This is a genomic window from Paenibacillus jamilae (assembly GCF_050482105.1).
Lineage (GTDB): Bacteria > Bacillota > Bacilli > Paenibacillales > Paenibacillaceae > Paenibacillus > Paenibacillus jamilae_B.
Genome location: NZ_JBCNHI010000020.1, coordinates 749,380 through 766,905, shown reverse-complemented (window position 1 = coordinate 766,905; position 17,526 = coordinate 749,380). Strand labels below are relative to the sequence as shown.

At 44.9% G+C, this 17,526-nt stretch carries 17 protein-coding genes; 3 read left to right on the top strand and 14 right to left on the bottom strand.

Going from position 1 to position 17,526, the window contains the following annotated elements:
* From ABEW32_RS22510 to ABEW32_RS22470, 9 genes are all read right to left on the bottom strand, one after another.
* Positions 1-1,017, bottom strand: a complete 1,017-nt coding sequence (locus tag ABEW32_RS22510; protein WP_019687083.1) for an LLM class flavin-dependent oxidoreductase — start codon at positions 1,015-1,017, stop codon at positions 1-3.
* 16 nt (positions 1,018-1,033) lie between these two features.
* The gene (locus tag ABEW32_RS22505; RefSeq protein ID WP_430191918.1) at positions 1,034-1,786 is read right to left on the bottom strand and encodes an amino acid ABC transporter ATP-binding protein; all 753 of its coding nucleotides are present in this window, start codon (positions 1,784-1,786) and stop codon (positions 1,034-1,036) included.
* Positions 1,783-2,493: an amino acid ABC transporter permease gene (locus ABEW32_RS22500; protein WP_430191916.1), complete on the bottom strand. Its 711-nt coding sequence runs from the start codon at positions 2,491-2,493 to the stop codon at positions 1,783-1,785. The genes ABEW32_RS22505 and ABEW32_RS22500 overlap by 4 nt, the downstream gene beginning before the upstream one ends.
* The gene (locus ABEW32_RS22495; protein ID WP_430191914.1) at positions 2,490-3,269 is read right to left on the bottom strand and encodes an amino acid ABC transporter permease; all 780 of its coding nucleotides are present in this window, start codon (positions 3,267-3,269) and stop codon (positions 2,490-2,492) included. Before ABEW32_RS22495 ends, ABEW32_RS22500 begins: the two co-directional genes overlap by 4 nt.
* 76 nt (positions 3,270-3,345) lie before the next feature.
* Positions 3,346-4,197: a transporter substrate-binding domain-containing protein gene (locus ABEW32_RS22490; protein ID WP_430191912.1), complete on the bottom strand. Its 852-nt coding sequence runs from the start codon at positions 4,195-4,197 to the stop codon at positions 3,346-3,348.
* 160 nt (positions 4,198-4,357) lie between these two features.
* A complete protein-coding gene (locus ABEW32_RS22485; protein ID WP_430191910.1) occupies positions 4,358-5,248 on the bottom strand; it encodes a LysR family transcriptional regulator in 891 nt (296 codons plus the stop codon).
* A 107-nt stretch (positions 5,249-5,355) separates the two neighbouring features.
* Positions 5,356-5,886: an NADPH-dependent FMN reductase gene (gene ssuE, locus ABEW32_RS22480; protein ID WP_430191908.1), complete on the bottom strand. Its 531-nt coding sequence runs from the start codon at positions 5,884-5,886 to the stop codon at positions 5,356-5,358.
* Positions 5,887-5,903: 17 nt separating this feature from the next.
* Positions 5,904-7,244, bottom strand: coding sequence for an LLM class flavin-dependent oxidoreductase (locus tag ABEW32_RS22475; protein ID WP_430191906.1), 1,341 nt, complete (start codon positions 7,242-7,244; stop codon positions 5,904-5,906).
* A gap of 77 nt (positions 7,245-7,321) precedes the next feature.
* On the bottom strand, positions 7,322-7,591 hold the full coding sequence (locus ABEW32_RS22470) for a glutaredoxin family protein (protein ID WP_430191904.1): 270 nt from the start codon (positions 7,589-7,591) through the stop codon (positions 7,322-7,324).
* A 271-nt stretch (positions 7,592-7,862) separates the two neighbouring features.
* Here ABEW32_RS22470 and ABEW32_RS22465 point away from each other — a divergent pair, with 271 nt between their 5' ends.
* Positions 7,863-8,732 carry a DUF421 domain-containing protein gene (locus tag ABEW32_RS22465; protein WP_430191902.1) on the top strand — a complete coding sequence of 290 codons (870 nt, stop codon included), beginning with the start codon at positions 7,863-7,865 and terminating at the stop codon, positions 8,730-8,732.
* Between the two features lie 126 nt (positions 8,733-8,858).
* On the opposite strand, the gene ABEW32_RS22460 is transcribed toward ABEW32_RS22465, so the two are convergent.
* Positions 8,859-9,188 (bottom strand): antibiotic biosynthesis monooxygenase family protein, encoded by a 330-nt coding sequence (locus ABEW32_RS22460; RefSeq protein WP_430191900.1) that lies wholly within the window; start codon positions 9,186-9,188, stop codon positions 8,859-8,861.
* A gap of 131 nt (positions 9,189-9,319) precedes the next feature.
* Between ABEW32_RS22460 and ABEW32_RS22455 the strand changes: the two genes are divergently transcribed.
* Positions 9,320-10,186, top strand: a complete 867-nt coding sequence (locus ABEW32_RS22455; protein WP_430191898.1) for a LysR family transcriptional regulator — start codon at positions 9,320-9,322, stop codon at positions 10,184-10,186.
* Positions 10,187-10,190: 4 nt separating this feature from the next.
* Here ABEW32_RS22455 and ABEW32_RS22450 read toward each other — a convergent pair whose 3' ends face one another.
* The gene (locus ABEW32_RS22450) at positions 10,191-11,378 is read right to left on the bottom strand and encodes a GTP-binding protein (RefSeq protein WP_430191896.1); all 1,188 of its coding nucleotides are present in this window, start codon (positions 11,376-11,378) and stop codon (positions 10,191-10,193) included.
* Between the two features lie 181 nt (positions 11,379-11,559).
* On the opposite strand from ABEW32_RS22450, the gene ABEW32_RS22445 reads away from it, so the two are divergent.
* Entirely contained in the window at positions 11,560-12,540 is a 981-nt protein-coding gene (locus ABEW32_RS22445; protein ID WP_430191894.1) for a DMT family transporter, read from the top strand.
* A gap of 113 nt (positions 12,541-12,653) precedes the next feature.
* Here ABEW32_RS22445 and ABEW32_RS22440 read toward each other — a convergent pair whose 3' ends face one another.
* The 3 genes from ABEW32_RS22440 to ABEW32_RS22430 all read right to left on the bottom strand — a co-directional run bounded on the left by ABEW32_RS22440 (position 12,654) and on the right by ABEW32_RS22430 (position 17,515).
* On the bottom strand, positions 12,654-13,628 hold the full coding sequence (locus ABEW32_RS22440) for an aldo/keto reductase (protein WP_430191892.1): 975 nt from the start codon (positions 13,626-13,628) through the stop codon (positions 12,654-12,656).
* Positions 13,629-13,908: 280 nt separating this feature from the next.
* Positions 13,909-16,584, bottom strand: coding sequence for a YhgE/Pip domain-containing protein (locus tag ABEW32_RS22435; protein ID WP_430191890.1), 2,676 nt, complete (start codon positions 16,582-16,584; stop codon positions 13,909-13,911).
* A gap of 322 nt (positions 16,585-16,906) precedes the next feature.
* Positions 16,907-17,515, bottom strand: a complete 609-nt coding sequence (locus ABEW32_RS22430) for a DUF2062 domain-containing protein (RefSeq protein ID WP_013370880.1) — start codon at positions 17,513-17,515, stop codon at positions 16,907-16,909.
* Between the last annotated feature and the right edge of the window lie 11 nt (positions 17,516-17,526).

Sequence of the window (17,526 nt, the reverse complement as noted above, 5' to 3'; positions counted from 1 at the left end):
CTAGAACTGCACAGGCAATCCGGCAAAAGCCTCATGCAACAACTCGAATGAGCGCACACGCTTTTCGATATCCCGTATGCCTGTCGTCACGATCAGTTCATCAGCCTGATACTTCGCTTGTATATCCGTCAGCGCAGCATAGATTTCGTCTTTATTTCCTTTGTTAATTTGTGCTTCTGTAACTTCAATTGTATATTCTTCACCCGATTGCTTACCAAATTCCTCTGCACTTTCCAGCGCGCCCACCGTAGCCGTTTTGCCACTGGCCAGGTGAATCTTGTATAGCTTCTGCTCACCGGCCAACTCCGCTGCTTCCTTGGAAGTATCCGCCACAATAACCGATAGTGCAAAAAGAGCCTTCGGCTCACGTCCATAACTGTAATCGAAAGACTCCCGATACGTACGGAATGAATCCAGTGCAACCTGTTCACTACTATTAATAAATTGCGAGAAAACATAGGGCAACCCCAAACGCGCGGCAATGCCAGCACTGTCTGTGCTAGTGCCCAAAACATAAATATCTGCTGGTGTTTCTGGAATCGGATTCGCCTGTAATCCGGCGAGCGGTCCTTCTTCAGGCGGGATATTATGAATATAGCGGCTTACTTCATCAATTTTCTCTTCAAGAGAAGGCGCATCATGCACGTTGCGTTGTAACGCCTGTGTAGATTTCGGCAACCCACCTGGCGCACGTCCGATACCCAAATCTACACGTCCCGGTGCAAGAGAGGCTAGCACATTAAAGTTCTCAGCCACTTTATATGGACTGTAATGCTGAAGCATTACCCCGCCAGACCCGATGGTAATACGCTCGGTACGTGCTAATAGATGGGAAATAAGCACCTCTGGTGATGAGCCTGCAACCTGCTCGGAATCATGATGCTCTGATACCCAAAAGCGTGTGAATCCCAGCTCTTCTACACGCTGCGCCAGCTTAATTGTGTTGCGAAGGGCCTGTGCCGCCGTTTCACCCTCGTGTATAGGGCTTTGATCCAATACTCCGATTTTTATGCTCATTTTCTGCCTCTCCCGTCTAAATGGAATAGTTATATTCTGGTGTAATTCGCTTCAGAAATTGCTGGGTACGTTCCTCTTTGGGGTGATTAAAAATAGCGTCCGGTGTGCCTTCCTCGATAATATGACCACCATCCATAAAAACCACATGATTAGAAACATCACGCGCAAAGCCCATCTCATGTGTCACAACAATCATTGTTATGCCTTCCTTTGCGATTTTGCGGATCACCGACAGCACCTCACCTACCAGTTCAGGATCTAACGCCGAAGTCGGCTCATCGAACAAAATTACCTCCGGGTTCAGCGCTAAAGCGCGTGCGATGCCGACACGCTGCTGCTGCCCGCCGGATAGCTGGCTCGGATAATGATTCAGTTTTTCGCCGAGGCCAACCTTTTCCAGCACTTCAATACTGATTTTTTTGGCTTCCTCTTGCTTAACCTTGCGGACAACAACGAGTCCCTCCATGACATTTTCCAGCGCAGTTTTATGCTTGAACAAATGATATTGCTGGAAGACCATAGCTGTCTTTTTACGCAAGGCCAAAACATCCTTCTGCGCAGGCCGCTTGCAGTTCACGGTAAAATCGCCAATGCTGACTTCTCCGTCGTTCGGCTTTTCCAGATAATTAATGCAGCGTAGCAAGGTCGTTTTTCCTGAACCGCTTGGTCCTAAAATAACGACAACCTCGCCTTTGTTCACAGTCAAATCAATACCTTTGAGCACTTCATGTTTGCCGAACGACTTTGTAATATTTTGCAGACGGATCATGATGCTCGACCTCCATTAAACACGTTGATTTTTTTCTCCACCAAGCCGGAAATCCGCTCAATTAATACCGTCAAACCCCAAAATAGCAGTGCTGCCGCGATATACACCTCTAAATATTTCCAGTTTGTGGATGCCATAATTTCAGCCTGTGCCTGGATTTCGGTGACCGAAACTGTGAAGGCCAAGGTGGAGCCATGCAGCATCCCAATAACGGAATTCGTCAGGTTCGGCAAGCTCACCACGAACGCCTGCGGAAATACGATGCGTCTCAATACTTGCCATGTCGTCATACCGACCGCATAGGCCGCCTCAATTTGCCCCCTGTTGACCGATTGGATTCCAGAGCGAACGACCTCAGACATATAAGCGCCGCTGGTAATGGAGAACGAAATGAGTGCAAATACCATATAAGGTATATCTTTGGAATGCAGCGACCATCCGAAATGCTTCGCTCCTGCATCAATCAACAAGGGCAAACTGAAATAAATAAGCAGCAAATGCATCAGCATCGGTGTGCCTCGAATAAAAGTAACGTATCCGTGAGAGATCTGGGACAACACAGGAATGTTATAAATGCGTGCCAACGCCGTTATAATTCCGATGACCAACCCTGCCAGCACGGAAACCACTGTAATGATTAAAGTGTTGGGCAACGCGGAGAACAATCCTAAAAAGGCGGTGTATACAAATCCAAAGTCCAGACTCATATGCCTTTACCTCCTTTACTCAGATGAGGACTTCTCAGATAACGCACCACAAAACCTTTTCGTTTTGCAGGCTCTTTCTGCACCGAATCTCTATGCTCATGCCGGAGAAGTATATTTTCCAGCACCTTGAATAATTTTTGTACAATCAGACTGATCACCAGATAGATAAGAGACAATGCGATATACGTTTCCACAAAATGCTGGGTAGCCGAACCCAGTGTTTGCGATTTTCCTGTCATCTCCATCGCACCGATCGTAAACGCCAGCGAAGTATCCTTCAGATTGCCAATGACCAGGTTGGAAAATACCGGAACCACCACAGCCAGCGCTTGCGGCAAGATGATACGTGTAAAAGTCTGATACCCTGACATGCCGACTGACTGTGCAGCCTCGATTTGTCCCCGATCTACAGCTTCTACGCCAGACCTGATGATTTCAGAAATAAAAGCTCCGCTATTGAGCGCATAGGTCGCTATGGCAAACCACAGCACATCCCACCTGGAGGAATTGATATTCACCAGCTTTAATAGTTCTGGCAGGCCGTAATACACTAGAAACAATTGAATTAAAATAGGGGTTCCACGGAAAAAGGAGACATACACCTGAGAAACACGTTTGAGAAATGGAATGTTATACATGCGAGGCAGCGCAACCAACAGACCAATGATCAGTCCCAACACAAGCGAACTTGCCACAATAAACAAGGTGATGTGCAAATAGGACAGCATTTTCGGGATGAAGCTAAAAACATAATCAATATTGAACTCTCTGCTCATATGCCTGCCTCCTTTCTATACATCAGCGGTCAGAATACATGAAGTACCCTGACCGCTGAAATGTCCAAGTCTATCCTTACTTCTTACTGCTGGAGCCCTCTTTTTTCACATCCTCCAGGGACTTCGTGAAGTCCTCTCCAAGCCATTTGATGCTCAGCTTCGACAACGTGCCGTCGTCCTTCACTTCCTGAATGGCTTTGTCCAGATCATCCGCCAATCCTTGCTCATTTTTGTTCAGTACATACAGTACATCTGATTGAGTCAAAGGATCACCAACGGTTTTCAATGCTACTTCTCCTTTTTCATCAGTGTTAAAACGGTTCGCAAAATCTGTCGTAATGGTCGCATCTATACGACCGCTCGTAATTTGTTGCACTGTATCATTGGCTGCACCAGACGTATACACGATATTCAGAGCATCTCCATGGGTTTTGTTATATTCTTTCAGCACATACGCCGCATTACTGGTTGGACTGGTGAGTACCTTTTTCCCTTTCAAATCATCAATGGAATGAATGTTATTATTATCCTTTGCTACAGCCACTCTGTTCAGAAAAATGCTATACGGATTTTTGTTAAACAGATACTTGGCTTCGCGTTCCGGGTTTTTCTCCATTTGATGCGATACCATATCAATCTTGCCGGCATCGAGACTGAGCAGCAGATTTCCAAAATCCATTGTTTTGAATTCAAACTCGTATTGAGGCAGGCGCTTGTCCAGTTCCTTAATCAGCTCCACATCAAAGCCTGTTAAATTTCCATTTTCGTCAATAAAGCATACATTTTTAAATTGAGTGCCTGTGCCTACGATAATTTTCTTCACGTCTCCGCTTGAACCTGACGCACTAGACGTGTCATCTGAGGAACCGCAGCCTGCCAACACCAGAATGATTGCCATAACAGACAATATTGCAAACCACTTTTTCATATGAATCCCCCTCATCTCTTTGCATATCAGCAGTTTGCGACATACATGATAGCTATAACATTTCATATTTTATAATTCCTATAAACTTAATTGGTTTTAGGATGTGATTAATTTAACACTTGGAAATCAATACGTCAATCCACCAACCTATAGAACTTTTCTATAACAAAACAGCCTCCCGGAAGCCTTCTGTCAGTGCATCTGCAAAATCCGAGGTCACTGCGCAGTCTTCTTTGGTCGCGATTATGCTAATCTGCATAGATACCCCAGCCACCTCTGGAACATGAATGCGGAACAGCTTCTGATCCTTCACTTCACGGTTCACACAGACATCCGGCAAAAAGGCAATGCCCGCCTCTTGCAATACCAGCTTTTTGGCCGTGACCACATTATCTACCTGAAAAGCGATATCCGGTGGCTGCTCCAGTGATTCAAAAGATCGATGAATCCTCATCCAATCTAATGATCCGCATTCAAAAAACACCAGTGTTTCACGTTGGATATCTTGTATACTAGCCTTGCCTGTCTTCGTAAACGGGTGGCCTTCATATACATACAGAGAAATCGGGTCTTCATAAAAGGCAAGCGTACGAATAGCCGGATGCATGACTTTACGGACAAAACTAATGTCTACCTCACGGTTCAACAGTTTATGTACCAGTTGATCCGTCGTAGCCGTCACAATTTTGTAGTTAACTTCCGGATAACGAGCACGAAGCTGTTTTAATATTTCAGGAATGATATAGTTCGACACCGATATTGTACAGCCAATTCGAATTTGCTGAGGGGCTTTCTTGCGCTGTTGAAGCTTTTGCTTCCCTTTTTGCAGCACTTGGAGCATCTGCTCCGCATAAGGAAGGAACTTTCGTCCATCCTCGGTCAGAATTGTTTGCTTGCTTTGGCGGTCGAATAACTTGCATTCAAGCTCGCGTTCCAGCGTCTGAATCCGGGCTGTGACAGAGGGCTGTGACAAGAATAACGCTTCTGCCGCCTTGTTAAAACTTCCATAATGATTCACGTATACAAAGGCTTCCATATTCTCGATATTCATACGCAAGTCCCCCAGTAAGTTTTATATACATTTATCCAATGAGTTAACTTGGTTTTTTGTATCATAAAACTCACTGAACGACCTGTCAATGGAAATATTGAAAATATCTATAACTTCAATAGCTCATTTAGTTCTTTAACAGAACGTTCCAATCGTACAACCAACTCTTCGGACAATCCATATGCTCCATCCGGCAGGCGCTCGACCCACTGGTCCACCGCATATACACCTCCAAGAATATGTCTTGCCCCCAGCGCGTTGAGCACCGGCTTCAGGGCATAGTCAATGACCAGCAAATGGGCCAGTGTACCGCCAATAAATAAAGGCAAGACAGGTTTTTCTCTCAGTCCCTCCTGTGGAACCAGATCCAGAAATATTTTCAACAGCCCTGAATAGGCGGCTTTATAGACTGGTGAAGCCACAATGACGGCATCTGCGTCTGCAAGCAACGCAAGCGATGCTGTGACGTCCGGACTATTAAAGTTGGCTTTAATCAAATCCTCAGCTGGCAGGTCGACCACATTCAGTAGCGTGACCTCTGCTCCAACCTCCTGCAGCTGCTCAGTTGTATAGTGAATCAAGCCGTACAAACGGGATTGTGTGGACGGACTGCCTGATAGGATGACAACCTTGGACATCTCATTCCCTCCTTCTGTCATGCATCAATCTTCACTTTGGATCTGGCTGCTGTATAACGATTCTCAGGAATAGGCACGCCCAGGTTTTCACGCAGTGTGCTAAATTCATAATCCTGCCGGTAAATACCGCGCTCCTGTAAAATAGGCACAACCAGATTTACAAAATCATGTAGGCCCGTTGGCACGTCGGAACCGATAATGAATCCGTCTGCGCCTTTTCCTTCAAACCACTCTTGCACTCGATCCGCTACCTGCTCAGCAGTTCCAATAAAAGAGGTTCTCGGCGTTGCTGAACGCAATGCAACCTCACGCAGGGTCAAATTCTGCTCTTTGGCTGTTCGTTTGATTTTATCTGTACCACTCCGGAATGAATTACTGCCAATACCATCAAGCTCAGGGAATGGCTCATCCAGCGGATATTGTGAGAAATCATGATGATCGAAAAAACGGCCTAAATATTTTAATGCAGCCTCAATCGTCACCAGATTAGTAATCTCCTCATACTTACGTTCCGCTTCCTCTGGCGTGCTGCCAATAATCGGCGAAATGCCAGGCAAAATGACAATATCCTCTTCCGATCTGCCATAGCGTACCGCACGTTCTTTCACATCACGGTAAAACTGCTGCGCCTCCTCCAATGTTTCATGTCCTGTAAATACAGCATCCGCTTCCTTGGCAGCCAGGTTTTTGCCATCTTCTGAGGAACCTGCCTGGAAAATAACCGGCTGTCCTTGCTTGGATCGTCCAATGTTTAGCGGGCCCTGTACAGAGAAAAACTCACCTTTGTGGTTCAGTGTATGCAGTTTGTCGGGATCAAAGAATACGCCGGCTTCCTTATCACGAACAAACGCATCCTCTTCCCATGAGTCCCACAGTCCTTTGGTGACCTGCAAATATTCATCGGCAATTTTATAGCGCTGTGGATGCGATGGATGTTCACCTTTGTTATAGTTGAGCGCAGAACCTTCCAGCGGGGAAGTCACCACATTCCAGCCTGCGCGCCCTCCGCTAATATGATCGATGGAGGAAAACTGACGTGCTACTGTGAACGGTTCGCTATAGGAAGTGGATAACGTACCTACCAGTCCGATATGCTTTGTCACCCCAGCCAAAGCAGACAAAATCGTAATCGGTTCAAAACGGTTCAGAAAGTGAGGAATAGATTTCTCGTTAATAAACAGGCCATCTGCGATAAATACGAGATCAAATTTCCCTTCCTCTGCCTTCTGCGCCTGCGTTTTATAAAATTCAAAGTTAACACTTGCATCCGCAGGTACATCAGGATGACGCCAGGTCGTCATGCTTCCGCCCACACCGTGAATAATTGCACCAAATTTAATTTGTCTATTCTTAGCCATAACCCTTCCACCTCTCATAAATATAATTGTTATTCTAAGGCTAACGATTGTTTTCGCTGCTATCTTTTCCTAACGTTTTATACCGCTTGATTATATCTTTCCAGCACTTTTTCCAGCTCCTCTAGATCCGGGTTAAGGAGTGCCTCATATTTGTTATCTCTACCTATCTCTACGACAGGAACATAACGAATACCATATTTAGTTTCTAACACATCACGCAGTGCATCATTTCCGTCCACTTGAATATTTTCATACGGCTGATTTTGAGATTCCAGGTACGATTTGATCTCTCCACAAAAATGACAGCCGGTTTTGCTCCACAATACAACTTTAGGTTTGGACGACATGTACATACCTCCGTGAGTTTAATGTTTATAATCCCGATGAATTAAATAAGAATTATATATACAATGTATCCTGCCACCCTCTTCTCCGTCAATCGCTTGTGTAATAGACAATCCTAATTCAACGATAGAAAATTTTAATTTTGTATTGTATTTCAGCGCTTTTTAGCAGCATGGATATTTAATTTAGAGGAATTGAAGTTTAAATGAGCCTTGACGCGGATATCCTTGGAATATTAGCGCCCTTGCGGCGGAATGAAATGGGGTTGGACAAATGCAGGATTGGGCCGAGGTTGCTACACGCACATTAATGGCTGTCGCTATATTATTTTTGATCACCAAAATTCTTGGAAAACGTCAGGTATCCCAGCTTTCCTTGTTCGAATATATAACAGGAATCACGATAGGTAACCTGGCCGCTACCATTCCTATGGAGCGTGAATCCACTTGGTATTTAGGCCTCATAGCCTTGTCAGTATGGGTATTGACAACACTTGGCATAGAATATCTGCAAATTAAAAGCAAGAAAATCAGAGATATATCAGATGGAAGGACAACAATCCTGATCAAAGACGGCAAAATTTTAGAGGATAATCTGAGAAAAGAACGGCTCACTCTGGATGAGCTCATGGAGCAGCTTCGAAGCAAGAATGTATTTAAAGTATCTGACGTGGAATTTGCTCTTATGGAAACCAGTGGCGAAGTCAATGTGCTGTTAACCAAAGACAAACAGCCTGTGACGCTTAAGGATCTAAATATGCTGCAATTACCGGAGAAGGAACCAACAGTAGTCATTATGGATGGACAACTCATGGAGCAGCAAATGTCATATATGGGAATTACTCAGCAATGGCTGGATGCCAAGCTTAAGGAAAAGAGTCTAAAGGTCAAAGATGTGTTTTTCGCCCAAGTGGATACACAAGGAGAACTCTACATTGACCAATATAGCGATAATGTACAACAATCCAAAGTACAAGACTCTAATCAAGCCGTGCTGACTCTATTGGAGCAATGCACTACTGAACTGCAAAAGCTCGCATCTGGTTCCAGTGAGCAGCAAAGAAAACAGCTATATGAGCAATGCTCACAAAGTTTGAAGGAAGCTATACAAGAGATGAAGCCGATAAATACCTCTAACTCCTGACCACATACGTATAGCCCATAAGCGTATAAACATGGGAACTAAAAAGGAAAAAAAGAGCGTCCTACCAGCCATTTATGGCTTGGAAGACGCTCTTTTTTTGACGACAGAGCCGCTATGCATATTTATTTACACTGTAAAAAAATAATCTCGTTCTACCTTACTCACTCTCAAACCGAATGTTTTATACCACTCGGATTTCCCTTTCTCCTGTGCTACCTTGTGCAGCCCGTTCTGTTTCCAATGTTTTATAGCGTCCAAGGATTCCCAATAAGATACTGTGATGCCCACTCCGTCTTGATCCCGAACACTTTCCACACCTAGAAATCCAGGCTGCTTGGCAGCCAGTTCCACCATTTTATTTCCCATCTGTCCGTATCCGCCATCCCCTTCCGTACGCTCAGAAGTGAAAATAGCTGCATAATAAGGGGGCTGTGGTGTTTTTGCAATTGAACTCATAGGTACCTCCCAGAAATGAATGGTTAATCGTCATTTTTCTCAATTTCGATTATAACCGCATAGCTGAGATAAAAAAAATGAATATATATGATACTATATATGAATATATTTCATTCTAAGTTGGAGGACATATGAATTTGTTTAAATACAAGGTTTTTCTTAGCGTAATAGAGGCAGGAAGCTTTACCAAAGCAGGAGAACTCCTCAATCTTACACAATCCGCTATTAGTCATGCCGTTTCTGCTTTGGAGCATGAACTGGGGCTGACTCTTTTGATTAGAGGTCGCTCAGGTATACAAATGACCAGCAATGGAGAACGTCTGGTGAAGCATTTCAGAGAAATCATACAAATGAATGAAAAGCTGTATCAGGAGGTCGCCCTCATCAAAGGACTGGAAACCGGAACTGTAAAAATAGGTACATTCTCAAGTGTATCCATCCATTGGTTGCCTGGGATCATCCAAAAGTTTAACGAGCAGTTCCCACTTATTGAATTGAAATTACTCGACGGGAACTACCATGACATTGAGAATTGGATAGCCAGCGGAGAGGCTGATTTTGGCTTCGTTAATTTGCCCACTCTCGATGGACTGGAAGTATTGCCGTTAAAAAAAGAAAGAATGCTGTGCATACTTCCATCTAATCATTTGCTTCGAGAGCAGACAACCATACGTGTAGAACAGCTTCTCAACGAACCCTTCATTATGCCGGCTTCAGGCTGTGACACAGATGTACGGAGAATTTTTTCCCAGCACAAGCTCGCTCCGAAAATCAAATATGAATTAGAGGACGATCATGCCATTATGGCTATGGTACAAAATGGCTTGGGCGTAAGCATCTTGCCGGAAATGATGTTAGTTCAAAATCCTTATGAAATTTGTATTCGGTCTTTGGATGGACTATATTTCCGTTCCGTTGGTATCGCTACTGGCTCGTTAAAGAACATGGCTCCGGCCGCCAAAAAGTGTATGGACTTTATTACTGAATGGATCAATTAGTTTTTCATGTCGGCCAAGGCAACGGATTCTCAAAGCTGGACCAGTCCATATCCATTTCGCGATCGTTCAGCAGACATTCATTTAGCTCTTCTTCCAGGTTCATTCGATTTATTCCGATACCGATCATAACAATTTCGTTCATGCGATCTCCCCATTGCTCATCCCAATGGTCCAGAGCCTCAGGATTGGCTGCGACGATTTCCTGCCGTTCTTCTTCTGACAACGCCGCAAGCCAGCTTCCCGCTGGACCAAATTGAATAGATGGTCCTGCCTGACTGATACTCGCTGCCCAATCCTGCGGGGTCGCAAGCCAGACCAAACCTTTGGCGCGGACGATTTCCTCCGGCCAGCAGCTCATAAATTCTGCCAATCTTGCAGGATGAAACGGTCTTCTACGGCGATAAACAAAGGAGTTGATTCCATATTCGTCCGTCTCCGGTGTGTGACTTTCCAGCTCCAGCTCGCGAATCCAGCCAGCGGATTGACTAGCTTTGTCAAAGTTGAACAGCCCCGTATTCAGAATGTCGGAAGGCGCGACCTTTCCCTTAGAGGTGCGAATGATTCGGGCTTCAGGCTGCAATCTCCGCAGCACACCTTCCAGCTTGTCCAGCTCTACGGGCTGAACGAGATCGCACTTATTCAGAATTAACACATCACATGTTTCAATCTGGTCAATCAGCAAGTCAGAAATATCACGTGTATCATCTTCACCAGTAGCCTGCTTGCGATCCAGCAGCGTTTCTCCCGATTTAAAGTCATGCCAGAAACGGTTTGCATCGACTACAGTCACCATGCAATCCAGTTTTGCCAGCGAAGCTAAATCAATGCCCGTTCCTTCATCTGCGTATGTAAAGGTTTGAGCAATGGGGACGGGTTCACTGATGCCTGTAGATTCAATTAATATATAATCGAACGCGCCTTGTTCTGCCAACTTCTTGACCTCAAGCAATAAATCTTCACGCAATGTGCAGCAAATACAACCATTAGACAACTCGACTAGCTTCTCTTCTGTCCTGGACAAGCCACCCTCTTTTTTAACAAGCTCGGCATCTATATTCACTTCGCTCATGTCATTAACGATGACTGCTACTTTCATTTTGTCTCGATTGTTTAGTATATGATTTAAAATCGTTGTTTTTCCTGCACCCAGATACCCGCTCAACACGGTTACCGGGATTGGTTTCTTATTCATTACTTCTCCACTCCCTTAAATATTGGCTTATCATCATATTAATCGTAATCATTACTATTAAATCAGCATTCAGAAATATACAGCATTCCTTATTCCTTGTCAACTGTAAATAAACTCTTGAAATCAATGATCTAAAGTTATTAAATGAAAAATAACGATACTTAAGGATTAGGAGAATGCTATGCGTTCAATCGGGTTAGGTGTGTTAGCGGCTTTCTTTTTTGCTTTTACATTTGTTCTTAACCGGTCCATGGAGCTGTCTGGCGGGAGCTGGGTCTGGAGTGCTTCATTACGCTATCTGTTTATGGTTCCTATGCTATTCGTCATTGTCATGGCCCAGCATAAGCTCAAGCCTCTGTGGAAAGTCATGAAGGAACAACCGGGAACGTGGCTGTGGTGGAGCTTTATTGGATTTGGTTTATTTTATGCTCCGTTATGCTTCGCATCGGCATATTCACCGGGGTGGTTGATCGCGGGGACTTGGCAATTAACCATTATTTCCGGTTCTTTGCTTGTCCCTTTATTTACTGAGGTTCTCCAAACGGAGAACGGCCCTGTCAAAGTAAGAGGGAAAATCCCCGTCCAAGGACTGTTAATGTCTCTGGTTATTTTAATCGGAGTTATTGTGATGCAGGTCGAACAGGCGCAATCAATTTCTACTCAAGATCTTTTATTCGGTATATTGCCTGTCATACTGGCCTCCTTCGCCTATCCATTAGGAAATCGCAAAATGATGGAAGTCTGTGCGGGGCGGTTAGATGCCTATCAACGTGTGCTTGGAATGACTATAGCCAGCCTGCCTTTTTGGTTATTGCTTTCGTTGTATGGGATGTTCAGCGCAGGAATGCCAAGCAAGGATCAGGCCATGCAGTCTGCACTGGTGGCCGTGTTCTCAGGGGTAACGGCTACGGTTTTATTTTTTAAAGCTACAGATCAGGTACATGGAAATATGCAAAAGCTGGCTACAGTAGAAGCCACACAATCGCTGGAAGTGCTTTTTGCACTAATAGGAGAATTAATCTTTTTATCAATCCCGATCCCGTCTGCTTGGTCATGGCTGGGAATGTTCATCGTCATCCTTGGCATGAGTCTGCACAGCTTTATATCCCATCAAAAGACGGCTGTTCAGCACATACGATCTAAAAAGGCAGATTCCATTTAGCGCATATATGTTCTTGCCTGATCGTTTAAGCTTCAATAAAGAACCAAAAAAGCAGCAGATCAGAAAGGATGCTTCTGATCTGCTGCTTTTTGCCGATTTATGATCAATCCATATTACCAAGCGTAGGCTTCTGGTGCAGGTTTACCTGGGCCCGGGAAAATCTCATTTAGCTTGGCAAGCACATCTTCACTTAATTTAACCTCAGGTACCCGCAGAGCATCTTCTAACTGTTCTAATGTCCGTGGTCCGATAATTGGAGCCGTTACAGCCGGATGGGATAGCACCCATGCTAGGGCAATCACATCTTCCTTTTCGCCTAGCTCGCGTGACAATGCTGCAAATTGCTCCAGCTTCGCACGGTTCTGCTCAACCTTTTCCTTGGCACGTGCGCTGCGGGAACCTGTACCCGCTAACGCATTGCGCCCCAGCAGTCCACCCGCCAACGGGCTCCATGGAATTACACCCAGACCGAGCTCTTGAGCTGCCGGTAATACTTCAAGTTCAGCGGAACGTTCGTTCAGGTTGTACAAATGCTGCTCCGATACCAGTCCCAGAAAACGTCGTGCCTTCGCTTCGGCCTGCGCCACCGCAATGTGCCAGCCCGCAAAATTACTGGAACCGATATAGCCAACCTGTCCCCGATCCACCACGGACTCAAATACGCCCCATAGCTCATCCCATGACACGTTGCGGTCAATGTGATGCATTTGATATAGCTCTATATGGTCTGTTTGCAGACGTTTCAGCGACGCATCCAAATGACGGCGAATTTTGTATGCAGATAAGCCCGACCCTGCATTGGGTCCGTCATTTTCATTTTTCATGTCTCCATATACCTTGGTCGCCAATACGACCTTCTCGCGTCTTCCACCGCCCTGTTGGAACCAGCGTCCAATAATTTCTTCTGTCCAGCCTTTGCGGTCATGGCCATATACATTAGCCGTATCAAAGAAGTTAATGCCCGCATCCAGCGCGGCATCCATAATTTTAAAAGCATCCTTTTCTTCAGTTTCCGGTCCGAAATTCATTGTGCCCAGACATAACCGACTAACCTTCAGGCCTGACTTGCCTAAGTATGAATATTCCATACTGTCTCCCGCCTTTGCTTAAGGATTTTTTTAAATTCCGCAAAAATTGCATAAAAAAAGACCATACCCACTTCATTCACCAGAATAACCCCCTTTGAAACACCCCAAAATGGATTTGAAAAGTTGGATAGCGCATGCAAAAAAGGCCTCCGCACCATGCCGAAGCATTACATGCGAAGGCCCTCCCCTACACTACCCGCCAAATGTTAAGAAAGATGACTATACGGTGGTTGCCAGCAGAGCACTCTTCACCCACCGTAACTCACTCTCTTTTTTACCATCAAGGAATCAATTTTGTTTCTTTTGCACGCTCAGCCATTTTCTTCGTAGTTTTGCTGAGCGGTTTCTTAAGCACCAAGCCAAACAGGAAGCAAATGCCGATAAACACAAATAGCATCACTACATCTCGTGTGACCGTTGAAGGCAACATCCCTCCTACCGTTTCCCGCAGCAAACTAACCGCGTAAGTAAACGGTACGACCGGATTCAAGGTCTGAAAGAAAGATGTGCTCGTCGCAATGGGAAATGTCCCCCCTGAACTGGAGAATTGAAGTACCAGCAGGATGACTGCCAGACCTTTCCCGATATTGCCGAACACCGAAACCAAGGTATAGGTCATGGCCGTAAATACCAGACTGATCAGCATAGAGGAGAGTACAAATGCTACTTTGGCATCTACATATGTTCCTAGCAGGAACAAATCTCCTAGCGATACGCTCAGCGCCTGAAAAATACCAATTGTGGAAAATGTCATTAGCCGTCCAAAATATACTTGGTAGCTTTTATATTGCCCTTCCGGGTCATCCACATCTACCCTGAACATGGAGACCAGTAACATCGCACCTACCCAAATCGATAAGGTAGTGTAAAAAGGCGACATCGCAGAGCCATAGTTAGGAATCGGGTATATCCGCTCCTGCTTCAGCGATACTGGACTGCCGAGAAAATCACTTTCTTTTTTTACGTCCCCTTTAAGCAACGCAATCGCTCTGCCAAGTGCATTTTCGCCCTTAAGCTTGCGGATTGTGTCTGCGGCCTGACGTATGGAATCCTCGGCAGCAGGAAGATCGGTTCTCACAAAATTGGCTACCTGGTGTACCGCTTTTTCAGCCTCAGGAAATTTGTTTTCAATCAAGTCTGCCATTTTAACAAACTGTTGTTCCGCTTTTGGCAAATCATTACGTACAAAGTCTGCTGCCTGATGAATTTTACTTTTAACCGTTGGCAAATCGTGCTTCACGAAGTCTGCGGCTTTGTTCACAGCATTCGTAAACTCACCCATGCGTCCCTGAATTGTCGTAGCGGCTTCGTGTAATTTTTGACGGTATTGTGGCAAGTCCTGCTGGAGACGTGTTAGCTCTTGCTGTCCGAATTCGGCCGCAACCTGTGCGTCATTTAGTAGCTTTTCAATGTTAGGAAGCTGTTCTTGAGCTGTAGCCAGCACATTGGCAGAGTTGCGGGCAACGGATTTGATTTGATCCAGCGCTTTTTGGATGGCAGGTGCATATTCCGCATCATAATTGTTCAAAATGCTGTCAATTCCGCTACTGATTTCGCCTGCAAGGCGGTCAGCGTCATCCAGTAGATTTTGGGCTGGTTTCTCACCACGCTGAATAGCATCCCCGATGCTAGTGACCGTGCTATTCAATCGGCGAAAGCGATCCTCTACCCCGTTTACCCGGGAAATAAGTGAATTCAGAGGCTGACTAGGCAAATATCCGTTCACACGGTTCAACAATTGAGAAATATGATCCAGCACACCCACAGCAGTCGTTAGTCTGCCGCTAATCCGATTCGCCGCAGCTTGTGCGGCTTTAGGATCAAAATCCACGCCACGAATGATGCCTGTAATCTGTGAAACTTCATTCGCAATTTGTTGCACCAGCTGTAAGTCTTCTTTAACTACAGTTCCAATCGAATCAAGCGCACCCTCGTTTTTATCCAGAAAGTCAAGTATACCGGTTGTAAAATCCTTGCCTGTATCGGCTATTTTTTGTACTTCCGGCAGGGCTGTCCGGGCAGCATTAATGACCTTAAGGGCTGTTTGCGTGTCCTCCAAAGCGGTAGCGAGTGCACTTTCTACCTTACTGAAATTCTGATCCAGTTCAACAATTCGATCACCGGCTTTTTGAATATCAGGCAATCTCTTTTGGATATCCAAAATCACTGCGGCTACCTTGTCCAGTTCAGGGAGGTTCTTGTCAATTTTGAGCACCAGATCGCCAGCGCGGTTGATTTCAGGTATTTTTTCCTTCAATGCAATAATCTTTTGCCCTTGAGCCTTAATTTTTGGTAAATTCTGCTCCAGCTCCAATGCCTGCTTACCCAACCGATCGATATCAGGCAATCGATTATTCAGCTCCAGCACCCGATTTTCAATGTTGCGAATCGTCGGAAGTTCCTCTTCGAGCTTTACTCCGGCCTCCTTTAATTTCGTCAAAACAGCCTGGCTGGCCGTTTCAATAAAGTTTTGACTAATTTGGTTTGTCAGAGAGGTTGCCCCTGAAGATGTAATTTTCGGAGCTACCGCGTTGATTTTTTCATTCACAGCATAATCAATCTCCGGCTTTTGCGGATTTTCTGTAAGCACACTTGTAATTTTCTTCGAAAAATCTTTTGGGATCAGCAGGCTGGCATAATAATCACCGTTCAGCACCCCTTTTCGTGCTTCCGCTTCATTGACAAAAGTCCAGCCCAGCTTCTTGTTATTTTGAAGGTTATGTATAACCTCGTCGCCGATATTAATCTTTTTACCATTCACCTCAGCACCCTGATCTTGACTGGTTACTGCAATTTTTATACCAGACGTATTCGCATACGGGTCCCACATTGCTTTCAAATTGACCCAAGCATAGACAGAAGGCAAAAGAATGATGCCAATGACTAATAAAGTCCCGGTCGATACTTTGAATACATTTTTCCAGTCTGTTAAGTAGATTTGCCATATCTTCCGCAACTTCACCACTCCTCATATGTACATTAACCTTTCGTCCAATGTTGTATGCACCGTATTGTAAACGATTCGAGCGAATGAAGCTAATGCTATAAACCTTGTTGCTAAAAAAGCGTATGACTCTGGTGAAAATCATACGCTTTTTGTAAAAATCAATTTGGCTAATTCCGAACTCTATTTACAGGCATAACTTCCAGTGAATAGAATGTACCCTTTTTATTGATTTTTCCCACAACAGTAGTGACACAAAAGTAAAAGGTTGCTTAATACCAAAGAAGCCCCTTAGGCCTACAAGACAGGCTCAAGGAGCTTCTTTTGCATTAAATTATCCATTCTTCAGCAATCGGGTAGGCGAAAATCCTGCTCCATGACGCAGCTTCCGCTTTTCCAAGCGTTTGTGCAGCGAACGGTTATACAAAACCTGAATAACAAAATACGAGATTATACCCAGTACGATACCAAAAATGGACATACCAATTAGAATGTGCAAGCCTCCATGCAGTAAGTCTCTGAATACAGACCAGTTACCGTGAAAAAGCTCCATAAAAGAATGCTCGTGCAGCCGACCGCCCCTAACATGTACCGGATAATGTGATGGATAAATCCAAGCTCCCAGTTGCTTGGCAAAGGGCATTAGCACAATCGGCAAAAAGGTCAGCTTGCCTACAACATTACCCACGATGGCTGCAGGCAGTGAACCACCAGACAGCCGAACAATCGGATAGAACACGAGGTATACCAGAGAGGCCGTAGAAATCACGATCATCTCCAGCCCAAAGCCAATGGCGAAGCCCAAAGAGATTTTTTTAACTCCACCAGGGGCGCGCAACAGCTTGATAAAATTTAGACGAATCGCCCGCCATATATTTTGAAACACATTGTATTTCTTCTTTGATTTATGAGGTTTGAGCCTTTTCGGATTGAACTTTATCAATAGGAGGACTC